General features: G+C 74.7%; 19 protein-coding genes. 17 read left to right on the forward strand and 2 right to left on the reverse strand.

The annotated features are described in order from the left end of the window. Positions 1–2: 2 nt before the first annotated feature. Complete coding sequence (locus tag O2W17_RS13565) at positions 3–914, reverse strand: hypothetical protein (protein ID WP_269192947.1); 912 nt, start codon at positions 912–914, stop codon at positions 3–5. A 45-nt stretch (positions 915–959) separates the two neighbouring features. Further along, the gene (locus O2W17_RS13570; protein WP_269192948.1) at positions 960–1427 is read right to left on the reverse strand and encodes a metallopeptidase family protein; all 468 of its coding nucleotides are present in this window, start codon (positions 1425–1427) and stop codon (positions 960–962) included. A gap of 220 nt (positions 1428–1647) precedes the next feature. Between O2W17_RS13570 and O2W17_RS13575 the strand changes: the two genes are divergently transcribed. The 17 genes from O2W17_RS13575 to O2W17_RS13655 all read left to right on the forward strand — a co-directional run bounded on the left by O2W17_RS13575 (position 1648) and on the right by O2W17_RS13655 (position 22871). Continuing rightward, positions 1648–1998, forward strand: coding sequence for a DUF3499 domain-containing protein (locus O2W17_RS13575; RefSeq protein ID WP_269192949.1), 351 nt, complete (start codon positions 1648–1650; stop codon positions 1996–1998). Between the two features lie 95 nt (positions 1999–2093). Further along, positions 2094–3473 carry a phosphomannomutase/phosphoglucomutase gene (locus O2W17_RS13580; RefSeq protein ID WP_269192950.1) on the forward strand — a complete coding sequence of 460 codons (1380 nt, stop codon included), beginning with the start codon at positions 2094–2096 and terminating at the stop codon, positions 3471–3473. Continuing rightward, positions 3470–3682 carry a Trm112 family protein gene (locus O2W17_RS13585; protein ID WP_269192951.1) on the forward strand — a complete coding sequence of 71 codons (213 nt, stop codon included), beginning with the start codon at positions 3470–3472 and terminating at the stop codon, positions 3680–3682. Before O2W17_RS13580 ends, O2W17_RS13585 begins: the two co-directional genes overlap by 4 nt. After that, a complete protein-coding gene (locus tag O2W17_RS13590; RefSeq protein ID WP_269192952.1) occupies positions 3679–4824 on the forward strand; it encodes an SIS domain-containing protein in 1146 nt (381 codons plus the stop codon). Before O2W17_RS13585 ends, O2W17_RS13590 begins: the two co-directional genes overlap by 4 nt. A gap of 75 nt (positions 4825–4899) precedes the next feature. Then, positions 4900–5844 (forward strand): DUF808 domain-containing protein, encoded by a 945-nt coding sequence (locus O2W17_RS13595; RefSeq protein WP_269192953.1) that lies wholly within the window; start codon positions 4900–4902, stop codon positions 5842–5844. Between the two features lie 34 nt (positions 5845–5878). Beyond that, complete coding sequence (locus O2W17_RS13600) at positions 5879–7630, forward strand: glycerol-3-phosphate dehydrogenase/oxidase (RefSeq protein ID WP_269192954.1); 1752 nt, start codon at positions 5879–5881, stop codon at positions 7628–7630. Positions 7631–7717: 87 nt separating this feature from the next. After that, entirely contained in the window at positions 7718–8893 is a 1176-nt protein-coding gene (gene manA / locus O2W17_RS13605) for a mannose-6-phosphate isomerase, class I (protein ID WP_269192955.1), read from the forward strand. Positions 8894–9060: 167 nt separating this feature from the next. Next, positions 9061–10128 (forward strand): glycosyltransferase family 2 protein, encoded by a 1068-nt coding sequence (locus tag O2W17_RS13610; protein WP_269192956.1) that lies wholly within the window; start codon positions 9061–9063, stop codon positions 10126–10128. Further along, positions 10125–10574, forward strand: a complete 450-nt coding sequence (locus tag O2W17_RS13615; protein WP_269192957.1) for a GtrA family protein — start codon at positions 10125–10127, stop codon at positions 10572–10574. Before O2W17_RS13610 ends, O2W17_RS13615 begins: the two co-directional genes overlap by 4 nt. An 80-nt stretch (positions 10575–10654) precedes the next feature. Next, complete coding sequence (locus O2W17_RS13620; protein WP_269192958.1) at positions 10655–12853, forward strand: hypothetical protein; 2199 nt, start codon at positions 10655–10657, stop codon at positions 12851–12853. Between the two features lie 136 nt (positions 12854–12989). After that, positions 12990–13736 (forward strand): class I SAM-dependent methyltransferase, encoded by a 747-nt coding sequence (locus O2W17_RS13625; protein WP_269192959.1) that lies wholly within the window; start codon positions 12990–12992, stop codon positions 13734–13736. 72 nt (positions 13737–13808) lie between these two features. Then, positions 13809–14723, forward strand: a complete 915-nt coding sequence (locus tag O2W17_RS13630; protein ID WP_269192960.1) for a GmrSD restriction endonuclease domain-containing protein — start codon at positions 13809–13811, stop codon at positions 14721–14723. Between the two features lie 124 nt (positions 14724–14847). Then, positions 14848–16755 carry a glycosyltransferase gene (locus O2W17_RS13635; protein ID WP_269192961.1) on the forward strand — a complete coding sequence of 636 codons (1908 nt, stop codon included), beginning with the start codon at positions 14848–14850 and terminating at the stop codon, positions 16753–16755. 205 nt (positions 16756–16960) lie between these two features. Next, positions 16961–18457 carry an adenosylhomocysteinase gene (gene ahcY, locus O2W17_RS13640; RefSeq protein ID WP_269192962.1) on the forward strand — a complete coding sequence of 499 codons (1497 nt, stop codon included), beginning with the start codon at positions 16961–16963 and terminating at the stop codon, positions 18455–18457. Between the two features lie 94 nt (positions 18458–18551). Further along, a complete protein-coding gene (mtrA, locus tag O2W17_RS13645; protein WP_269192963.1) occupies positions 18552–19268 on the forward strand; it encodes an MtrAB system response regulator MtrA in 717 nt (238 codons plus the stop codon). 145 nt (positions 19269–19413) lie between these two features. Then, positions 19414–21141, forward strand: coding sequence for an MtrAB system histidine kinase MtrB (gene mtrB, locus O2W17_RS13650; protein ID WP_269192964.1), 1728 nt, complete (start codon positions 19414–19416; stop codon positions 21139–21141). Beyond that, positions 21138–22871, forward strand: coding sequence for an LpqB family beta-propeller domain-containing protein (locus O2W17_RS13655; RefSeq protein WP_269192965.1), 1734 nt, complete (start codon positions 21138–21140; stop codon positions 22869–22871). Before mtrB ends, O2W17_RS13655 begins: the two co-directional genes overlap by 4 nt. Positions 22872–22898 lie beyond the last annotated feature (27 nt).

Raw genomic sequence — 22898 nt, forward strand, 5'->3', positions numbered from 1 at the left:
CGTCAGCCCGCCGGTCGGATCCGGCTGCGGTCGGCCAGGAGCGGGGCGGTGCCGGTGCCCAGCCGCAGCTCGCCGGTGGCCGGCCGCCACCCGTCGGGGGCGCGGCCGCCCTCGGGCAGCACGGTGAGCTCGACGTCGTAGACCCGGCCGGTCGGCTCCGCCGGTGACCCGGCCGGACGGGTGGCGGTGGCGGCCTCCCCGCGCACGGTCAGCCGGTCGCCGTCGCGCTGCACCCGCAGCTGCTCCGGGCCGAGGGTGGCGTGCTCGACCGGTGCCGCGACGCAGCCGGCGGCGACCGGGTCCCGCGGTGCCCCGGCGGTGAGGCAGTTGTAGGTGGGCAGCCGCAGCTCCAGCCGCGCCGCGCCGTCCTGGCTGGTCAGCAGCAGCTCGGGATAGGCCGCGGTGATGCCCACCGCCCGGGGTTCCAGGACCAGCCCGGCGACCGCCAGGTCCGCGACGAGGCCGCCCGGGGCGGCACCTCCGGCCGGAGGTGCGGCGTCCCCGGACGGAGGTGCGGCCTCCCCGGTACCCGGAGCCGGCTGTGCGGCCTCCCCACCGGACCCGCTGCCGGCGGCGACGGCGGCAGCGGTGCCGACCAGCGCCAGGGCGGCGACGCAGAGGGCGGCCAGCGGGGCGTGCGTGCGCCGGCGGGCCGCGGCGCGCGGCCCGGCCGCCGCCGGGGGTGCGGGGGCCAGCGTCGCCCAGCCCGCGGGGGCCGGCCGCTCCGGCCGCGTGCCGGGCGGGTGTGCGAGGAAGTCGGCGAGGTCGTCGACCCGCTCGGCGGGCGCGCCGGCCGGCCCGCCGCCGTTCCCCCGGCGGCGGACGGCGGCCGCACCGGCGGCCACGGCGCCCACCGCCAGCACGACCAGGACCACGCCGACGACCAGCCAGGCGGCGGCGGTGGGGACGTCCATCCCGCTCAGCATCTCAGCCGGGAGCGGTCGCCCGGCCGCACGCGGTCAGCCGGTGGGGTCGATCTCCTCGGGATCGCGCCCCAGAAGGGTGGCGACCTGGTCGACCACGACGTCGCGGACCAGGTCGGCGAGGTCCTCCCGGTCGTGCGCGCGCAGCTCCAGGGGACGCCGGTAGACGACGATGCGCGGGGGGACGTCCTGCCCCTGCTCCCGGCGGGCGGGCAGCAGCCGGGCCAGCGGGACGCCCGCGTCGTCGAGCACGTCGGAGTCGAGCAGCGCCTCGTCCGGGTCGGTCTGCTCGACCCACGGCACGTCCTCGACGGCGAACTCCACGCCGGCCAGCTCCCGTTCCCAGCGGCGCTCCAGGTCCTCGACCGCGTCGAGCACCAGGTCGTCGAACTGCTCTGCGCGGCTGCGCGAGAGCGGCACCTGCACGGGCACCAGGCGCCCGCGCAGGCCACGGCCGTGGCGGTCGCGGCGGGAACGGGCGCGGCGGCGGGGAGGGTGGCTCATGACGGGTCGAAGGGTACGGCGAGGTGCGACCCGCCGGCTCCGGGAACGGCTCGCCGGCCCGTTCCCGGTGTCGCGGCCCGACCGCGCGGGGCCCGCGCCCGACCGGTGACGGTGCCCACGGGGTCATCGTGCAGGATGGTGCGTCGCAGCAGGATTCCCGGTGTGCCTGCTGTCGCGCACCGCCGGGCGCAGTTACTGTGCCTTGCGTGAGGAACCGGTGGTGAGGCAGTCACGTCGCTGCTCGCGCAGCGGCTGCGCGCAACCGGCAGCGGCGACATTGACCTACGTGTACGCGGAGTCGACGGCCGTTGTCGGGCCGTTGGCGACGTTCTCCGAACCGCACAGCTACGACCTGTGCGAGTTCCACGGCGAGCGGCTGACGGTGCCGCGTGGCTGGGAGGTCGTCCGGCACGAGATCGACCTCGACGACGTCGGCCCGACCGGCGACGACCTGCTGGCCCTGGCCGACGCCGTCCGCGAGGCCGCCCGGCCCGAGCCGGTGCGCGACCCGGCCGACGACGGCAGCGGCATCCGCCGCGGGCACCTGCGCATCCTCCCCGACCTGCCCTGAGGCGCCCTCCGCGCTGAGGTGGGGGTCCCGCCGTTAGTGTCGGCCACGCCGCCGTCACCCGGCCGCGGCAGTCCCGACTGCGAGGATGGGCTGCGTTGTCCGATCTCTCGGCGCTGATCAAGGCCTACGACGTCCGGGGTCTGGTCCCCGACCAGTGGGACGAGGACGTCGCGCGGGCCATCGGCGCGGCGTTCGCCGAGTTCGTGCTGGCCGACAGCGGCGCGACCGCCGTGGTCACCGCGCACGACATGCGCGAGTCCTCCGTCCCGCTCTCGCGCGCCTTCGCCGAGGGCGTGATCGCCCGGGGCGTCGACGTCGTCGAGGCCGGCCTCGGGTCCACCGACCTGCTGTACTTCGCCGCCGGCTCGCTCGGCATGCCCGGGGCGATGTTCACGGCCAGCCACAACCCCGCGCAGTACAACGGCATCAAGCTGTGCCGGGCCGGGGCCGCCCCCATCGGGCAGGACTCCGGGCTGGTCACCATCCGGGAGTGGGCCGAGCGCGACGCCTACGACCGCACGCCGGACCGGGTGGGCACGGTGAGCGCGCGCGACGTGCTGGCCGGGTACGCCGCCCACCTGCGCTCGCTGGTCGACCTGTCCACGATCCGGCCGCTGAGGGTCGTGGTCGACGCGGGCAACGGCATGGGCGGGCACACCGTGCCCGTGGTGCTCGCCGGCCTGCCCCTGGACGTCGTGCCGATGTACTTCGAGCTCGACGGCTCGTTCCCCAACCACGAGGCCAACCCGCTGGACCCGGCCAACCTGGTCGACCTGCAGCGGGCCGTGGTCGAGCACGGGGCCGAGATCGGCCTGGCGTTCGACGGTGACGCCGACCGGGTGTTCGTGGTCGACGAGCGCGGTGAGCCGGTCAGTCCCTCGGCGATCACCGCGCTGGTGGCGGTCCGCGAGCTGGCCAAGGGCCGGGGGACGACGATCATCCACAACCTGATCACCTCGAAGGCCGTGCCCGAGATCGTCCGCGAGCACGGCGGCCAGCCGGTGCGCACCCGCGTGGGGCACTCGTTCATCAAGGCCGAGATGGCCCGCACCGACGCCGTCTTCGGCGGCGAGCACTCCGCGCACTACTACTTCCGCGACTTCTGGCGGGCCGACACCGGCATGCTCGCGGCCATGCACGTGCTCGCCGCGCTGGGGGAGCAGGGGCGGCCGCTGTCGGAGCTGACCGCCGCCTACTCCCGGTACGCCGCCTCCGGCGAGATCAACTCCACCGTGGCCGATGCCGGCGAGCGGATGGCCGCGGTCCGCGAGACCTTCGCCGAGCAGGAGGGCGTCACGGTCGACGAGCTCGACGGGCTGACCGTCGAGCTGCCCGACGGCGCGTGGTTCAACCTGCGGGCCAGCAACACCGAGCCGCTGCTGCGGCTCAACGTCGAGGCGCCGGACGCGGCGCGCATGACCGAGCTGCGCGACCAGGTGCTGGGCACCGTGCGCGCGGAACAGGAGCAGAAGTGACCGCACCGCGGAGCAGCGCCCCGAGCGGCCCCCTGGGGCTGGACCCGGACCTGCTGTCGATCCTCGCCTGCCCCGACACCCACCACACGCCGCTGACCGTCGACGAGGCGGCCGGCGAGCTGGTCTGCGGCACCTGCGACCGCGCCTTCCCCGTCCGTGACGGCATCCCGGTGCTGCTGCTGGACGAGGCACGGCACCGCTCGTCATGACCTCGCCGGAGCTCGCCGAAGAGGTCCTCGACGACCTCGACCTGCTGCGCGCCCGGGACCCGCGGGGCCTGCTGCCGGCGGTGGCCGGCGCCGGCGCCCAGGTGCGGGAGACCGGCCGGCTGACCGAGGAGGCGGGCCTCGGCCGGGTCACCGAGGGCGGCCGGCCCCGGGGCCTGGTGATCGTGGCCCGGCGGGAGGGCGCCGTCGCCGCGTCCGTGCTGCGCGCCCTGCTCGGGCCCGCCAGCCCGGTCACCGTCGACGTCGTGCCGGGCCCGGCGCTGCCGGTGTGGACCGGCCCGAGCGACATCGCGGTCGTCGTGACCCGCACGGGCGCGGGCGCGTACGCGGTGGCGCCGGCCTACGAGGCCGCCCGCCGGGGCGTCTCCCTGGTGGGCATCGGTGCCGAGGACGCCCCGCTGCGCGCCGCCTGCTCGACCGCGCGGGCGCCCTACGTCGCGCTGCCGCGCAGCCGCGTGCGGCACACCACGCTGTGGTCGCTGCTCACCCCGATGCTGCGGCTGGCCACCGACCTGCGGCTGCTCCCGGAGGGGGCGGCCGATCCCGAGGCGGTGGCGGCCGCGCTCGACGAGGTGGCCGGGGAGTGCGGGCCGGCCCGCGAGTCGGTCGTCAACCCGGCGAAGACCCTTGCGCTGGAGCTCCTCGACGCCCTCCCCGTGATCGCGGCGGAGGGCCCGCTGGCCGGCGCGGCGGCGACCCGCGTGGCCGATCAGCTGGCCACCCTGGCGGGGCTGCCGGCCACCGGCTTCCGCTTGCCCGACCAGCGGGTCGCGGCGTGCGCCGTCCTCGGGGGGCCGCTGGTGCCCCGGGAGGGTGCCGACGACTTCTTCCGCGACCGCGCCGACGACACCGGCCGCCGGCTGCGGCTGATCACCATCCGCGACACCGACGCCGGCGGGCACGACGGCGCGGGGGAGCGGGAGCCGCGCTCGGCGGAGGAGGCGATGCAGCAGGTGCTGCGGACCGCCGCCGCGCACAACGTGCCGGTCAGCGGGCTGGCCGAGCACGGCGACCCGGCCCGCTACGCGCGGCTGCCGCGGCTGGCGCGGCAGCTGGCCGTCGCCGACTTCAGCGCCGTCTACCTGGCCCTGGCGCTGGACTCCGAGCGGGTACCGCGCCCCTGAGCACGCGCGTGGACCGCGGACGGTCCACCATCATGGCGACAGCACACCGGTGCTGACCGATCGGAAGGATCTCCCGTGGCGGGTGGACTCGTGGCTCTGCTCGACGACGTGGCGGTGCTGGCGCGCGCCGCCGCCGCCTCGATCGACGACATCGGCGCAGCTGCCGGACGGGCCAGCATGAAGGCGGCCGGTGTCGTGGTCGACGACACCGCGGTCACGCCCCAGTACGTGCACGGCCTGAACGCCGAGCGCGAGCTGCCGATCATCCGGAAGATCGCGCTGGGCTCGCTGCGCAACAAGCTGCTGATCATCCTCCCGGCGATCCTGCTGCTCAGCCAGTTCCTGCCATGGCTGCTCACCCCGATCCTGATGCTCGGCGGTGCCTACCTCTGCTACGAGGGCGCGGAGAAGATCTGGCACCGGATCAGCGGCCACCAGGAGTCCCACGCGACGGTGGAGGACGCGCTCCCGGACGAGAGCACGATCGTCTCCGGGGCGGTGCGCACCGACTTCATCCTGTCGGCCGAGATCATGGTCATCTCGCTGAACGAGGTGGCCAGCGAGGCGTTCTGGTCCCGGGCGATCATCCTCGTCGTCGTCGCCCTGGGCATCACCGTGCTGGTCTACGGCGTCGTCGGCGTCATCGTGAAGATGGACGACGTCGGGCTGAGCCTGTCCCAGCGGCCCTCGAAGGGCCTGGCCGCGTTCGGCCGCGGGCTGGTGAAGGGGATGCCGAAGCTGCTGACCGCGCTCACCGTCGTCGGCACCGCCGCGATGCTGTGGGTCGGCGGGCACATCATCCTGCTCGGCACCGACGAGCTCGGCTTCCACCCGCTCTACGAGTTCGTGCACCACCTGGAGGAGGCCGCGCACGACGCCACCGGCGCGCTCGGCGGGGTCGTGGGCTGGCTGGTCAACACGTTGGGCAGCGCCGTCCTCGGCCTCGTCGTCGGGGCGCTGATCGTGCTGGTCATGAACCTGACGGTGCACCGCAAGAAGGCGGGGGCCGCGTCGCACTGACCGGGCGGCGGCCGGCGGGGGGACAGTAGGAGCCATGGATCCGGCGAACACCGACCGCACGCTGCTCTCACCCGAGCGGCGGCGGGCGGACCGCGCCCGGCTGGCCGACGGCGTCGTCGACGTGCTCGTCATCGGCGGTGGGGTGACCGGTGCCGGGGCCGCGCTGGACGCCGCCAGCCGCGGGCTGTCGGTGGGGCTGCTGGAGGCCCGGGACTGGGCGGCCGGCACCTCCAGCCGCTCGAGCAAGCTCATCCACGGGGGGCTGCGCTACCTGGAGCAGCTGGCCTTCCCGCTGGTGCGCGAGGCGCTCAAGGAGCGGGCCCGGCTGGTGGGCACCATCGCCCCGCACCTGGTGCGGCCGCTGCCGTTCCTCCTGCCGCTGACCGCCCCGGCCTGGCAGCGGGCCTACTACGGGGCGGGCGTCGCGCTGTACGACGTGCTGGGCGCCGCCCTCGCCCGCGACCGGAGCATCCCGCGCCACCGGCACCTGTCCCGGCAGGCCACGTTGGAGGCATTCCCGGCGCTGCGCCGCGACGCCGTCCGGGGGGCGATCCGGTACTGGGACGCCCAGGTCGACGACGCCCGGCACACCCTCGCCGTGGTCCGGACGGCGGCCGGCTACGGCGCGCACGCGCTCTCCAGCGCCCGGGTGGTCGGCCTGCTGCGCGACGGCGGGGACGACGACGGCGCCCCGGTCGTCGGCGTCCGGGTGGCCGACCTGACCGACGGCTCCTCATTCGCCGTCCGCGCCCGCAGCGTCATCGCGGCCACCGGGGTGTGGAGCGACGACGTGGGGGCGATGCTCGGTGCCTCGGCCCCGAGCCTGAAGGTGCGGGCCTCCAAGGGCGTGCACCTGGTGGTGCCCCGGGCGGCGATCGGCGGCGCCGACGTCGACCCCGACGGGCTCATCCTGCGCACGCCCACGAGCGTGCTGTTCGTGATCCCGTGGCGGGACCACTGGATCGTCGGCACGACCGACACGCCCTGGCGGCTCGACCGCGACCACCCGGCCGCGAGCAGCGCCGACATCGGCTACCTGCTCGACCAGGTCAACCGGGTGCTGGCCCGGCCGCTGACGGCCGACGACGTGGTCGGTGTGTACGCCGGACTGCGGCCGCTGCTGGCGGGGGAGTCCGACGACACCAGCCGGCTGTCCCGGGAGCACGCCGTCGTCACCCCCGTGCCGGGGCTCGTGCTCGTCGCCGGGGGCAAGTACACGACGTACCGGGTGATGGCCGCGGACGCCGTCGACGCCGCGGTCGAGGGGCTGCCGGGTGCGCCGCGCTCGCGCACGGCCGAGCTGCCGCTGGTCGGGGCGCGCGGCTGGGCCGCGGTGCGGGACCGCGCGGCCGAGCTGGCCGCCGCGCACGGGGTCCCGCAGGACGCCGTCGAGCGGTTGCTGGAGCGCCACGGCGACCAGGTGACGGCGGTGCTGGGCCTGGTGCGGCGCGACCCCGCGCTGGGCCGCCCGCTGACCGGCGCTCCCGGCCACCTGGCGGCGGAGGTGGTGCACGCGGTGACGGCCGAGGGTGCGCTGCACCTCGACGACGTGCTCACCCGGCGGATGCGGATCTCGATCGAGACGCCGCACCGCGGGGTGGAGTCGGCTCCGGAGGTGGCGGCTCTCATGGCCGGTGTCCTGGGCTGGGACGAGGAGCGGACCGGCCGGGAGGTCACCCACTACGCGGCCCGCGTCGACGCCGAGCGCGAGTCGCAGCGCATGCCGGACGACCGGACCGCCGACGCGGCCCGCCTCGGCGCGCCGGACGTGCGTGCCGCCGTCTGACGGCGGGGCACCGGCGCGGCAGCGGCCTCCCCCCGCGGGGTGGGAGGCATGCCGGGGCCGGCGCGGGGGACGTAACCTGCGCAGACGATGTGGCAGCTCAACAACGGTGTCCGCTTCTACCCTTGGGGCAGCCGGACCGTCATCCCCGCGCTCCTGGGGAAGCCCGTGCCCGCCGACCGGCCGCACGCGGAGCTGTGGGTGGGCGCGCACCCGGACGAGCCGAGCACGCTCGACGACGGGCGCCCGCTGGACAAGGCGATCACCCAGGACCCCGGGACGCTGCTCGGCGACCCGGTGCACGAGCGCTTCGGCCCCCGCCTGCCGTTCCTGATGAAGGTGCTCGCGGCGGACACCCCGCTGTCGCTGCAGGCGCACCCGACGACTGAGCAGGCCCGGGCCGGGTACGCCGCCGAGGAGGCCGCCGGCATCCCGCACGACGACCCGACGCGCACGTTCAAGGACCCGTTCCACAAGCCGGAGCTGCTGCTCGCGCTGACCACCTTCGAGGCGCTCTGCGGGTTCCGCCCGGTGGAGGAGTCACTGCACTGCCTGGCCAAGCTCCAGGTGCCCGAGCTGAAGCCGACCATCGCCGCCCTCGCCCGCGGTGGCCTGCGCGCGGCCGTCCCGCAGCTGCTGGCGCTGACCGGCGAGCGGCGCACCGAGCTGGTGTCGGCCGTGGCCACCGCGGCCGCCCGGTTCGTGGCCGCCCACGACCCGGAGTTCATCAACACCTACCGCTGGGCCGCCACGCTCGCGGAGACCTACCCGGGCGACCCCGGCGTGGTGATCTCGCTGATGTGCAACCACCTGAAGCTCTCGCCCGGCGAGGCGGTGTTCCTCCCGGCGGGGAACCTGCACGCCTACCTGTCGGGCGCCGGCGTCGAGGTGATGGCCAGCTCGGACAACGTGCTCCGCGGCGGCCTGACCGCCAAGCACGTCGACCTGGCGGCGCTGATCGAGGTCCTCGACTTCACCGACGGCCGGGTGCCGGTGATCCACCCGGTGCTCGGGCCGGGCGGGCTGCGCTACCCGGTGCCGGTCGAAGACTTCGACCTGACCCGCTGCCAGCTCGACGAGCAGACGGGCGCGCTGACCACCCGCGGGCCGCAGCTGCTCCTCTGCACCGAGGGATCGGCCGTGCTCGCCTCCGGCGACGGCGAGCTGACCCTGCAGAAGGGGCGTTCGGCGTTCGTCCCGGCCGGGGCGCCGGTCACCGCCCGCGGACCCGCCGTCCTCTACCGGGTGACGACCAACCTGGGCTGACCCCCGCAGCACGTAGCCTGGGTGGACCCGCACGGCCGAGGCGCCGGCCGGCGCCGAGCATGCTGCGGCGAAGCCCGGCGTCCGTCAGGATGGCGGGGAGTGCACATCGAGTGCCACCCCGTGTCGGACCGCCCGGGGCGGTGGACGTACCGGTAGGAGGCGCCTGCATGCTGTTGTCCGTAGTGGTCCCGTGCCACGACGAGGAGCGGGTCCTGCCCGAACTCGTCGCCCAGGTCACGGCGGTGATGCAGGACATCCCGGCCGACTTCGAGTTCGTGCTCGTCGACGACGGCAGCCGCGACCGGACGGTCCAGGTCCTGCAGGAGCTCAACGCGCGCGACCCGCGGGTCCGGTACGTCTCGCTCAGCCGGAACTTCGGCAAGGAGTCGGCGATGCTGGCCGGCCTGGCCTATGCCCGCGGGGACGCCGTCGTGATCATGGACGCCGACCTCCAGCACCCGCCGCGGCTGCTCAAGCAGATGCTGGAGCTCTTCGAGCAGGGGCACGACCAGGTGGTGGCCCGCCGCGACCGCGAGGGCGACGCCTTCGGCCGGAGCCTGCTCGCCCGGGTCTACTACAAGCTGGTCAACTCGCTCGTCGAGGTCCGCATCGAGGACGGCGTCGGTGACTTCCGGCTGCTGAGCCGGCGCGCGGTCGACGCCCTGCTGCAACTGGGTGAGTACAACCGGTTCTCCAAGGGGCTGTTCGCCTGGATCGGCTTCCCCACGGCCACCATCGACTACCGCAACGAGGCCCGGTTCGGGGGGGACGCCAGCCGGTGGACGCTGCGCCGGCTGCTCAACTACGGCATCGACGGCGTCATGTCGTTCAACAACGCGCCGTTGCGGCTGGCCATCTACGTGGGGCTGGTGGTCACCATGCTGGCCTTCGGCTACGCGGGGTACCTCGTCGTCGCCGCGGTCGTCGGGGGCATCGTGGTGCCCGGCTACGTCACGCTCGTCGCCGCGGTGATCGGGCTGGGTGGGCTGCAGCTGCTGTTCCTGGGCGTCATCGGCGAGTACGTCGGCCGGATCTACTACGAGAGCAAGCACCGGCCGCACTTCCTGGTGGCGGCGGCCAGCGACGAGCTGTCGCGGGCGGAAGCGGTCCGGCGGGCACCCGCCCGGCGGACCACCGTGCTGATGGGCAACTGGGTCGCCCCCGAGGCGCAGGCCGACGTGGACAGGGGGTACGTCCGCCCCCCGGTCCCGGCGGACCGCCGGTCCACGAGGTGAGGGTCGACCGGACCACCCTGCGCCACGCCGTCCGGTTCGCCGTCGTCGGTGTGGTGAACACCGGGGTCTACTACGGCACGTACCTGCTGCTGAGCCTGGTCACCCACTACCTGGTCGCGCACCTCGGCGCGATCCTGGTCGCGATGGTCGGGTCGTTCCTGCTCAACTGCTACTGGACCTTCCGCACCCGCCCGACCTGGCGGAAGCTGGCGCTGTTCCCGCTGACCAACGCGACGAACTACGTGATGACCACGGTCGGGGTCGTCGTCCTCGTGGAGTGGTTCGCGGTGGACGAGCGCCTGGCCCCGCTGCTCGCCGCGGTGGCGGCGATCCCGGTGACCTTCCTGCTGTCCCGACGGCTGCTGACGGGGAGGCCGGCTGCCGCGACGGGGGAGGGGGTCGAGCCCGGCGCGGTCATCCCCGCTCCGCCAGGGGCGGCCCGGTGAGCGGGTCGAGCGCGATCGGCTCGGCCGACCGGGCGTCGACGGCACCGGCCCCGGCGGACCACCCCGCCGCGGATCCCCCGGTGACCGCCGACGGAGCGCCGCCCCGCACGCGGCGGCGGCCGCCCGAGTGGCTGGTCACCCTCGGCGTCGGCGTGGCCGCCTGGGTCATCGGCGCGATCCCGTTCTGGCGGGAGCGGCTCTTCTACTACGTCGGCGACCAGTACGAGCAGTTTGCCCCGTTGTGGCACGTCTTCGGTCAGCGGCTGCGGAACGGCGAGTGGGTCACCATGGACCCGGCCGCCTGGATGGGCGGGAACTACGCCGCCGAAGGGCTGAACGGGATCTGGAACCCGGTCGGCCTCGCCAACTTCGTGCTGGTCTCCTACTTCGACGACCTCGCGCTCGCCGCGGCCGTCGTCATGGTCGAGTTCCTCGGCCTGCTCGCGATGGGCACCTTCCTGCTGGCCCGCGAGCACGGTGCCCGCCGGTGGCCGGCGGCGGTCGTCGCGCTCGCCGTCCCGTTCTCCGGCTTCACCCTCTGGTACGAGGCCGCCGGGTGGCCCGCGGGGCTGATGGCCTTCACCTGGGTGACCTGGTTCTGGTGGGCGGCCCGTAGGCACGCGCGAGGCCGCCTCAACCCGGTCGTCCCCTTCCTCGCCGGCGCCCTGGTGATGACCACCGGCAACCCCTACGGGGCCCTGGGCATGGTCGTCGTCCTGACGGCGCTCGGCGTCGAGCTCCTCCTGCGGCGCCGGTTCACCCGGCTGCTGCACCTGGTGGTGATGGGCGCCTGCGTCGGCCTGGTGGCGCTGCCGGTGTACCTGCCGCTGCTCGGCGCCGGGGACGTCTCGCTGCGGCAGGACCTCGCCGTCCTGGCCAACGACACCTTCCTGGTCCCCGACCTGGGCGACCTCGCCGCGGCGAGCTCACCGACCTACCTGCCGTCCATCACCAACTGGGGCGGCGCGCTGCTGGAGACGCAGCCGTCCACCTACCTCGCCTGGTTCGTCCTGCCGCTGCTGCCGTGGCTGCGCTGGTCCAGGCTGCGGCGCCGGGCCCGGTCGCTGGCCGGGCTCCTCGGGATCGCCGGCTTCTACCTGCTCGCCACGCTGGCGCCCTCGAACCTGTGGCTGTTCCGCTGGCCGGTGCGGCTGGTGGAGTACCTGTACCTGGCGGTGGCCGTCCTCTTCGCCGTCGTCCTCTCCGCCGGGCTGGCCACCGACGCGCCCCGCCGACGGGCCCTGGTCAGCGGCGCGATCGTGCTCGGCGGCACCTACCTGGCGTGGGCCGTCCGGCCGGCCGGTCTCCTCCAGGAGCACGCCGCCGCACTGCTGCTGGTGGCCGCCGGCACCGCGCTCGCCGTGGTGGCCGGCCGGCGGTGGGGACTGCCCGGGCTCGGCGCCGTGCTCGTCGCGGGCACCGTCGCCGTCGTCGCGTTCCAGACCAGCGTCCTGCCGTTCCGGCCGGGTGGGTTCGGCCTGCGACCGGCCTCGGACCTGGCCTCGCTGGCCGAGGGAACGACCTCGTACGAGGGGACGGTCCTGCAGCTGGCCCGGCACGACGTGGTCACGACCGAGCAGATGCGCGACGGCGAGATCACCTTCGGCAACCTGGTGCGGCCGACCGGCACCCCGACGGTGGCCAGCTACAGCGGCATCGGGTTCCAGGAGTTCGCCGACGAGCTCTGTCTCGACTACCGCGGGGCCACCTGCCCGGAGGCGTTCGACCGGCTGTGGCAGCCCGCCGGCCCCGGCTACCCGGTGCCGCTGGTCGACGCCCTCCGTGTGTCGACGCTGGTCCTCCAGCGCGATCTGCTCGGCGACGACGTCGTCGACCGGCAGCAGCCGCCGCCCGGCTGGCAGGTGGCGGAGCGGTCGCCGGTGCGGGCGGTCTGGGTCCGCGACGAGCCGTACGCCGACGACGGCCGGGTGTCGTGGACCTCGCCCGGGATCGAGGTGCTGGCGGACGACTCCGAGGAGGAGCGCGAGGTCGTCCGGTACACCGCAGACGACGCCGGCCGGGTCCTCTTCGCCCGGCTGGCCTGGCCCGGTTACTCGGCCACCGTCGACGGCGACGAGGTCCCGGTGATCGACGGGCCGGCCGGCCTGGTGGCCGTGACGGTGCCGGCCGGTGAGCACACCCTGGTCCTCGACTACACCCCGCCGGGTCTGCGGGCGGGCGCCCTCGCCGCCGCCGGCGCGGCCCTGGTCGTGCTCGTCCAGGCCGGGCTGTGGTCGTGGCAGCGGCATCGCGGGCGCAGGCGACTGCGCGGCCGGTAGCCGCTACGGTCGCCTGCGTGGCCCGGCGTCGGCCCTGGTGCCGGCGAGAGGGAGTGGTTGTCGCATGTCACGTGCCAGGCGGGACGAGAGACCGGGCGGAGTGGGCCGGGCGGTCCGGGACCGGGTGGTGCGGAGGATGGCCGGGACGGCCCAGCGCCTGCTGGCGCCGATGGTCGCGGACGTCGTCGCCGCCGAGGTGGACCGGGCGATCGGCGCCCTGCACGAGGTCGAGTTCCGCTCGCGCCGCGACCTGCTGGCGGCCGGGGAGCGGGATGCCGCGGTCAGCTCGGCGCGCTTCGCCGCCCGCGCGATGCCGACGGCCCGCGCCTTCCACGACCGGACGAGCACGCTCGAGCACGGTCTGGCGATCGCCCCGCAGGGTGGGCTGGCGCTGGAGTTCGGCGTCTTCGAGGGCCGGTCGCTGGAGGTCATCGCGGAGCGGCGCGCACGGCAGCGGGTGTACGGCTTCGACTCCTTCGTGGGGCTGCCCGAGGACTACCGGCCGCACGTCCGCACGGGCGCGTTCGCGGTCGGTGCGCTGCCCGACGTGCTGGGCGCCGAACTGGTGGTCGGCTGGTTCGAGGACACCCTCCCCGGCTTCCTGGCCGCCCACCCGGGGCCGGTGGACTTCGTGCACGTCGACGGCGACCTGTACTCGTCGGCGGTGACGGTCCTGGACCTGGTCGGCCCGAGGCTGGCCGCGGGCTCCGTCCTCGTCTTCGACGAGTTCTTCAACTTCCCGGGCTGGGAGGAGCACGAGTTCCGCGCCTGGCAGGAGTGGCTGGACCGGACCGGCGCGCGGGCGGAGTACGTGGCCTACACGTCGAACAACGAGCAGGTGGTCGTCCGCCTGACCGACCCCGGGCGGCCGTCGGCCGGCTGACCCCGGCGTGGCACCACCGGGCGGATGGGTGCGCCGCTACCGTCGGCGCGTGGGTTCCGCACGGGGAGGGGTGTGACCGTCTCCGCGCTCGTACCGTCGCGTGGCCTCGGCGCCGGAGCGCTGCGGGCCGCGGCGGTCGTCGCGCTCGTCGCCGGCCTCTCCGCCTGCGAGCCGGGCGCCTCCGAGGCCGGCCGCCCACCGACCGGGGTCCTCCCGGACGGCGCGGCGCACGAGGCGGTCGGCGCGGCGCCGCCGGGATCGGCGCTGGCCGCCGTCGACGCGCTGGAGGTCAGGGGCCGCGCCCCGCGAACCGGGTACGACCGCGACCTCTTCGGCGCCGGGTGGGTGGACACCGACCGGAACGGCTGCGACACCCGCAACGACGTGCTGGCCCGCGACCTGGCCGGCGAGACGTTCCGACCGGGGACACGCGACTGCGTCGTGCTCACCGGCACGCTCGCCGACTCCTACTCGGGTCGGGTCATCGAGTTCCGGCGCGGAGAGGGCACGAGCGAGGCCGTCCAGATCGACCACGTCGTCGCGCTCTCGGATGCCTGGCAGAAGGGGGCGCAGCGCTGGGACCCCGCGCAGCGGACCGCCTTCGCCAACGACCCGCTCAACCTGCTCGCCGTCGACGGACCCCTGAACATGCAGAAGGGCGACGGCGACGCCGCCACCTGGCTGCCGCCGGCGACGTCGTACCGCTGCGCGTACGTCGCCCGGCAGGTGGCGGTGAAGGCCGGCTACGGGCTGTGGGTGACCGAGGCGGAGCGGAACGCCATGGCGACCGTCCTGGCCACCTGCCCGGACGAACCGCTGCCCGCCGCGGTTCCCGCCGCTCAGGAGCCCGGGGCGACCGCCGCGGACCAGGTGTCCTACCCCGACTGCGACGCGGTCCGGGCCGCGGGCGTCGCCCCGATCCGGACCGGCGAGCCCGGCTGGCGGCCGTCCTTCGACGGCGACGGCGACGGGGTCGGCTGCGAGTAGCCGCACCGGGACGGTCAGCAGTCCGCGCAGGCTTGGTGACCGAAAGTCACGACTGCATGAAACGGACCCACGTATGGGTAGATGGGCGGCGTCCCCGGGCACGGGGCCGGATACGTTCCCTTCCATGCGTCGGCGCCCGAACGGAGAAGACACCTTGGTGATGGCCGTCCAGTCCGAGGCCGCCCAGGCCTCGGCTCCCGCTCCGGAGTCGACCCCGCGCCGAGGCCGCCTGCTCGCGCAGCGCACGCTGTTCGCCGGGCCCACCCCGGACGTCTCGGCCGAGCTCTACAGCACGACGGTCACCGGGGTGGCGGTGCGCGAACGCACCCGGCTGGTCCTCGACGGGCACGCCACCGTGTCCACGAACTCCTACTTCGGCCGGTTCCCCGCCTCCTACTGGCAGCGCTGGACGTCCGCGCGCTCGGTGGACCTGCACGCGGTCGTCAGCGGCTCCGGCCGGGTCCGGGTCATGGCCTCCGACAGCGATGGCACGCCCCGCACCGTGACCACCCAGCAGGTCCGGGACGCCCAGGAGCAGCCGCTCACGCTCACCCTCGCCCTCGACCGGTTCGTGGACGGCGGGGCGTTCTGGCTCGAGCTCGAGACCGACACCGAGGGCCTCGTCGTCGACCACGTGCAGTGGTCGGTCGCGACCATCCGGCCGCGGCGGGCGACGGCGGTCGTCATCTGCACCTACAACCGGGCCGACGACTGCCTCGCGACGCTGCGCACGCTGGCGGCCGACCGTGCGGTGGCCGGCGAGCTCGCGGCCGTGTACGTCGTCGACCAGGGCACCGACACGGTCGAGAGCCGGCCGGGGTTCGCCGACGTCCGCGACGCGCTCGGCTCGGCGCTGCGGTACGTGCGGCAGCCCAATCTCGGCGGGGCCGGCGGTTTCACCCGCGGCATCTACGAGGCGGTGCGCAACGAGACCGTCGAGCGGGTCAACCTGCTGCTCATGGACGACGACATCCGGCTCGAGCCCGACACGGTCGTGCGGCTCCGGGCGTTCGCCGACCGCGCCGACGAGCCGGTGCTCGTAGGCGGCCAGATGCTCAACCTCCTGCACCCCGACCGGCTGCACGTCGGGGCCGAGTCGGCCGACCTGTCGATCCTGCGGGCGGGCAAGCCGGTGGCCGGTGCCCTCACGAACGCAGACCTCACCGAGGAGCGGCAGGACCTGCGGATCGACGGCGACTACAACGCTTGGTGGACCTGTTTGATCCCGTCGGAGGTCGTCTCGGCGATCGGCTACCCGTTGCCGGTCTTCTTCCAGTGGGACGACATCGAGTTCGGGCTGCGTGCCCGGGCGGCGGGCTTCCCGACCGTGACGCTGCCCGGTGCCGGCGTCTGGCACGCCGACTTCGCGTGGAAGAACTGGGACGACTGGTCGCGCTACTTCAGCTACCGGAACTCCTTGATCACCAGCGCGCTGCACAGCGACTTCGACCGGCGGAGCATCACCGACCACCTCGCCAAGCAGCTCGTGGACGCCGTCGTGTCCATGCGCTACGGCCTGGCCGCGCTCCTGATCCGTGCGGTGGAGGACTTCCTCCGCGGCCCGGAGGTGCTGGCCGACGGCGGGACGGAGAAGGCGGCGCAGATCCGCAAGCTCTGGGCCGAACACCCGGAGACGGCCAACCACCCGGCGTCGTCGGTTCCCGGGGTGGCATCGGTCGACATGCAGCGGACCGCGCCGGCCGGAGCGCCGTCGATGCTGGGCATGGTGCTGGCCAAGCGGATCGTCTGGCAGCTGCGCAACCGCAACCGGGGGACGGCCGCCATCACCGCGGCCGACGCGCACTGGTGGCACGTGTCGCTGTTCGACACCGCGGTGGTGACCGACCCGTCGCAGGAGGGCGTGCGGCTGCGGCGGTTCGACCGGGACGAGATGCTCCGGCTGGCGCGCCAGGGCACGAAGGTGCTGGTGCGTCTGGCGCGGGAGGGCGGCGGTGCTCGCGACCGCTGGCGTGCCGCCCTGCCCGAGCTCACCGACCGGCAGACCTGGACGCGGTTGTTCGAGTCCCGCTGAGGCGGACAGCCCGGCCGGGGCGGCAGCGCGCCGACCCCCACGGGTGGTCGACGGGCGACGGGCTTGCGGCCGCCGCCTATCCTGGGGGACGGCACGAGCCCCGCCGAAGCCTCGGCATGCTCGCTCTCCCCGGTACCGGGGATCGAAGCGACCCTGCATCCGACCGCATCGCCCGGCCGCCGCGCCGGGCACACCTGGAGCGTCCATGACCGCCAGCACCGGCACCCGCACGCTGACCACCCCGACCGGCGAGGCCGACTTCAAGGTCGCCGACCTCTCCCTGCACGGCTTCGGCCGCAAGGAGATCCGGCTCGCCGAGCACGAGATGCCCGGCCTGATGGCGCTGCGCGCCGAGTACGGCGACGCGCAGCCGCTGGCCGGGGCCCGCATCGCCGGGTCGCTGCACATGACCGTGCAGACCGCCGTCCTCATCGAGACGCTGACCGCCCTGGGCGCGGACGTCCGCTGGGTCAGCTGCAACATCTTCTCCACCCAGGACCACGCCGCGGCGGCCATCGTCGTCGGCGACGGCACCCCGGAGCAGCCCGCCGGCGTCCCCGTCTTCGCCTGGAAGGGCGAGACGCTGCCGGAGTACTGGGAGTGCACCCAGCGGCTGTTCGAGTTCCGCGACGAGGCCGGCGACGTGGTCGGCCCCAACATGCTGCTCGACGACGGTGGTGACGCCACGCTGCTGATCCACCTGGGCACCCGGTTCGAGGCCGACGGCGTCGTCCCGGACACCACCGAGGCCGACTCCGAGGAGTACGGCGTCATCCTCGACGTGCTGCGCGGCACGCTCGCCGAGGACGGCGGGTACTGGACCCGCATCGGCCAGGGCATCACCGGCGTCACCGAGGAGACCACCACCGGCGTCATGCGGCTCTACGAGCTCGCCCGCGACGGCCGGCTGCTCTTCCCGGCGATCAACGTCAACGACTCGGTCACCAAGAGCAAGTTCGACAACCTCTACGGCTGCCGGCACTCGCTGATCGACGGCATCAACCGCGCCACCGACGTGATGATCGGCGGCAAGGTCGCCGTCGTCTGCGGGTACGGCGACGTCGGCAAGGGCTGCGCGGAGTCGCTGCGCGGCCAGGGCGCGCGGGTCATCGTCACCGAGATCGACCCGATCAACGCCCTCCAGGCGGCGATGCACGGCTACGAGGTGACCACCCTCGACGAGGTCATCGGAAAGGCCGACATCATCATCACGGCGACCGGCAACAAGGACATCATTTCCGCCGAGCAGCTCGGGCAGACCAAGCACCAGGCGATCATCGGCAACATCGGGCACTTCGACAACGAGATCGACGTGGCCGGGCTGGCCCGCACGCCCGGGATCGAGCGGACGACGATCAAGCCGCAGGTGGACGAGTGGCGGTTCGCCGACGGCCACACGATCATCCTGCTGTCCGAGGGCCGGCTGCTGAACCTGGGCAACGCCACCGGGCACCCCAGCTTCGTCATGAGCGCCTCGTTCTCCAACCAGGTGCTGGCCCAGATCGAGCTGTGGAACAACCGCGCCGCCTACGAGGGCCGGACCCCGGGCGTCACGGTGCTGCCGAAGAAGCTCGACGAGCACGTGGCCCGGCTGCACCTCGACGCCCTCGGCGTGAAGCTGACCGAGCTGTCCAAGGTGCAGGCCGACTACATCGGCGTCCCGGTCGAGGGTCCGTACAAGAGCGACCACTACCGCTACTGAGCACGTCGTAGCGGCAGGCTCACCTGCACGTTCCGCCCCGCCCGGGGGATCTCCCCGGGCGGGGCGGAGCATTTTGCGGCGCACGTCGCGCAGAATGGTCGGCGTGCCCCCCACCGCTCCGCAGAACGGACCCAGCCGCGGCCGTGTCCTGGTCGTCGACGACGACGCCGCCCTCGCCGAGATGCTCGGCATCGTGCTGCGCCGCGAGGGGTACGAGCCGGCGTTCGTCTCCGACGGCAACCGCGCCGTCGGCGTCTTCCAGCAGACCCGTCCCGACCTGGTCCTGCTGGACCTGATGCTGCCCGGCCGCAACGGCCTGCAGATCTGCCAGGACATCCGGACCCAGTCGACCGTGCCGATCGTCATGCTCACTGCCAAGGGCGACACGATCGACGTCGTCCAGGGGCTGGAGGCCGGCGCCGACGACTACGTCACCAAGCCGTTCAAGCCCGTCGAGCTGGTGGCGCGCGTCCGTGCCCAGCTGCGCCGGGGGGAGACCGGCCAGGCGGAGAACCTCAGCATCGGCGACGTGCAGATCGACGTCCCGGCGCACCAGGTCACCCGGGACGGCGTGCCGATCGCGCTCACCCCCCTGGAGTTCGACCTGCTCGTGGCGCTGGCCCGCAAGCCGCGCCAGGTGTTCACCCGTGAGCTGCTGCTCGAGCAGGTGTGGGGCTACCGGCACGCCGCCGACACCCGGCTGGTCAACGTGCACGTGCAGCGCCTGCGCGCCAAGGTCGAGCGCGACCCCGAGAAGCCCGAGGTCGTCCTGACCGTGCGCGGGGTGGGGTACAAGGCCGGGCCCCCGTGAGCGGACAGGTCGGTGAGCATCGCAGCGAGGAACGAGCGAGGAGCGGAGCCGGCCGCGGGAGCGAACCAGAGAAGCCCGTGAGCGGGCCGGCGACGCCGCCGGACGGGTTCCCCGCGCGGCGCGCCGGCTGGGGGACACTGGTCCGGTGACGGCGACCCGGACCCCCCAGCCGGGCACCGCGGCCGACCGGTCGACGCCGACCGGGAGCGGTCGCGGACCGCGGGGTCGCGCCGAGCTCGCCCGGATCCGGCGCGGGCTGCGCCGGCGGGCCGGGCGGGCCCGCCGCCGCGCGCGGAAGACCCTCCGGGCACTGGCCACCCGGGGTGTGCGGACCTGGCGCTCGTCGCTGCAGGTGCGCATCGGCGCGATCACCATGCTGCTGGCCGGCACGGTCGTGCTGATCGTGAGCATGGTGCTGTTCAGCCAGATCCGGGACCAGCTGCTGGACGTGAAGCGCCAGGCCGCCATCGACCAGGTCCAGGCCGGCGTCGTCTACGCCCAGAGCGAGGTGGCCGGCATCGCCACCGGCGACGCTGCCAGCGTCCGCGCCACCCTGGCCCGCACCGTCAACCAGCTGCTCGACCGCGGTGGCGCGGCCGGTGACTTCGACGTGGTGATGATCTACCGCACCGGCGACCGCGACCGCCCGGCCACCAACCGCCGCCCGCTGTACACGGCGCTGCCCGACGACCTGCGGGCCACCGTCGACGCCGGCAGCCAGGCGTCCAAGTACGACATGGTCCCGGGCGCCTCCGGCGAGCTGCGGCCCAGCCTGCTGGTGGGGGCGCCGGTCTCCGGCGACGCGACCGGCCCCGACCGGATCGAGCTGTACTACGTCTTCCCGCTCCAGCAGGAGCAGGAGAGCCTCTCGCTGATCCGCAGCACCGTGGTGATCAGCGGCGTCGCCCTCACCCTGCTGGTCGTCGGCATCGGCGTGCTGGTCACCCGGCTCGTGGTGGACCCGGTGCGGCAGGCGGCCGGCACCGCCCAGCGGCTGGCCGAGGGGCAGCTCGAGGAGCGGATGGCGGTCCGGGGCGAGGACGACCTGGCCCGGCTGGCGACCAGCTTCAACGCTATGGCCGACAGCCTGCAGCGCCAGATCACCCAGCTCGAGGGGCTCTCCCAGCTGCAGCAGCGCTTCACCTCCGACGTCTCCCACGAGCTGCGGACCCCGCTGACCACGGTGCAGATGGCCGCCGAGGTGCTGCACGAGGCGCGGGGCGACTTCCCCGCCCACGTGGCCCGCTCCGCGGAGCTGCTGCGGGCGGAGCTGGACCGGTTCGAGGCGCTGCTGACCGACCTGCTGGAGATCAGCCGGTACGACGCGGGCGCGGCCGTGCTGGACTCGACGCCGACCGACCTGGGCGTGCTGGTCGCCCGGGTCGTGGACGGGATGGCCTCGCTGGCCGAGCGGCACGAGTGCGAGCTCCAGGTGACCCGCCCGGCCGACGGCGTGCTGGCCGAGGTCGACGCCCGCCGGGTCGAACGCATCCTGCGCAACCTCGTCGGCAACGCCATCGAGCACGGCTCCGGGCACCCGGTGGAGATCACCCTGGCGGCCAACCGCTCCGCCGCCGCGGTCACCGTCCGCGACCACGGGGTCGGCCTCAGCTCCGGCGAGGCGCAGCACGTCTTCGACCGCTTCTGGCGCGCCGACCCGTCCCGCGTGCGCACCGTGGGCGGCAGCGGGCTGGGGCTGTCGATCAGCCTCGAGGACGCCCGGCTGCACGGCGGGTGGCTGCAGGTGTGGGGGCAGCCGGGCGCCGGCGCGCAGTTCCGGCTCACCCTGCCGCTGGTCGCCGGCGACGACCTGACCAGCTCCCCGCTCCCGCTGCGCCCGGTCAAGCTGCGGCGGGCGGGGGCGCACCGGTGAGCCGGGCGACGGCGCTCGCCGTCGCGCTGCTGGCCGCCCTGCTGGCCCTGACCTCGTGCTCCACCGTGCCGTCGGCCTCGCCGGTCGTGGAGATCACCCAGGCGCCGGCGCGGGTGCCGCAGGCGGTCGGGATCGAGCCGCTGCCGCCGGAGGCCGGCGCCAGCGCCGAGGAGATCGTCCGCGACTTCATCAACGCGGCGGCCAGCACGGTCCGCCGGCACCCCGTCGCCCGGCAGTACCTCACGCCCGAGGCGGACCAGGCATGGGATCCCGACGAGAGCGGGATCAGCGTCATCGGCACCGACCTCGCCGTGGTGACCACCGACGCCGGCGCCGTCACGGTGACCGCCAACCTGATCGGGACGGTCGACCCCCGGGGCATCTTCACCGCGGCCGAGCGGGGGTTGTTCACCCGCACCTTCAGCCTGCAGCAGGTCGACGGCGAGTGGCGGATCAGCACACCGCCCGACGGCCTGATCATGCTGGAGCCGGACTTCCGCCGGCTCTACGACGGCGTCGCGGCGTACTTCCTCGACTGGACCGGGCAGCGCGTGGTCCCGGACCCGCGGTACCTGATCCGGGGCGACTCGCAGCCCACGGCGCTGGTCGAGCGGCTGATCGCCGGTCCGTCGGCCCCGCTGGCGGCCGGGGTGCGCAACCCGCTGAGCGAGGCGGAGCTGGTCCGCGGGGTCACCGTCCAGGGGCAGACGGCGACCGTGGAGCTCACCGGCCTGCCGGCCGAGCCCGCACCGCTGCTGGCCGAGATCAGCGCGCAGCTGGTGTGGAACCTCCAGCAGCTGGACCGGCCGCGGATCAGCAACGTCGTCGTGCTGCTGGACGGGGAACCGGTGACCCCGGCCGGGGTGCCGGTGCAGCAGACCGTGGAGGACTGGGCCTCCTTCGACCCGGACGCCGCGCCGGTCGACGGCGTGGGCCACTACATCGACGCCGGCGCGGTCAAGACCGTCGCCGAGGGGCAGCCGGTCCCGGGTCCGGCCGGCACCGGCGAGTACGGGCTGACCAGCGCGGCGATCGCGGCCGACTCGGCCAGCGGGCAGCTCTCCTTCCTCACCGGCGTGCGCACCGACGCCGGCGGCGCCACCCTCCTGGCCGGCGACTACGGCGGCGGGCTGACCGAGGTGCTGCGCGCCGGCACGCTGAGCGCCCCCACCGTCGCGGCCACCCGGACCGAGGCGTGGGTGGTGCGCGACGGCGCCGAGCTCGTGCGCATCCCCAAGGGCGGGCCGCCGCAGCCGGTGGCCGCCCCGACCCTGCCCGGCCTGGGCCGGACCGAGGTGCTGCAGCTCTCGCCGGACGGCGTCCGGGCCGCCGTGGTGGTGGACGGCCCGCAGGGCCGGCGGCTGCACGTGGGCACCGTGGTCCGCTCCGAGGACGGCGCGGTGGTGCTCCGCGACCTGCGCAACGTGGCCCCCACGCTGGCCGGGGTCATCGACGTCGGCTGGCGGGACAGCGGGAACCTGCTGGTCCTGGCCGGCGACGAGGGGGAGGACCGCATCGTCCCGTACTCGGTCGGGGTCGACGGCTGGGGCCTGACCCTCGTGCCGACGTCCGGCCTGCCCAGCCAGCCGACCGCCCTGGGTGTCGCGCCGCTGCGCCAGCCGCTGGTCAGCGCCGGTGACACCGTCTGGCAGCTGGCCGGGGGCACCTGGGTGACCCTGGTCCGCGGCGCCGAGCCGCTGCCCGGCACGGCGCCGTTCTACCCGCTCTGACCCGCCGGGGCCGGCTCGTCCACAGAT

The sequence above is a fragment of the Blastococcus sp. VKM Ac-2987 genome (assembly GCF_026967805.1).
In the GTDB taxonomy this organism is placed as follows: Bacteria; Actinomycetota; Actinomycetes; order Mycobacteriales; family Geodermatophilaceae; genus Blastococcus.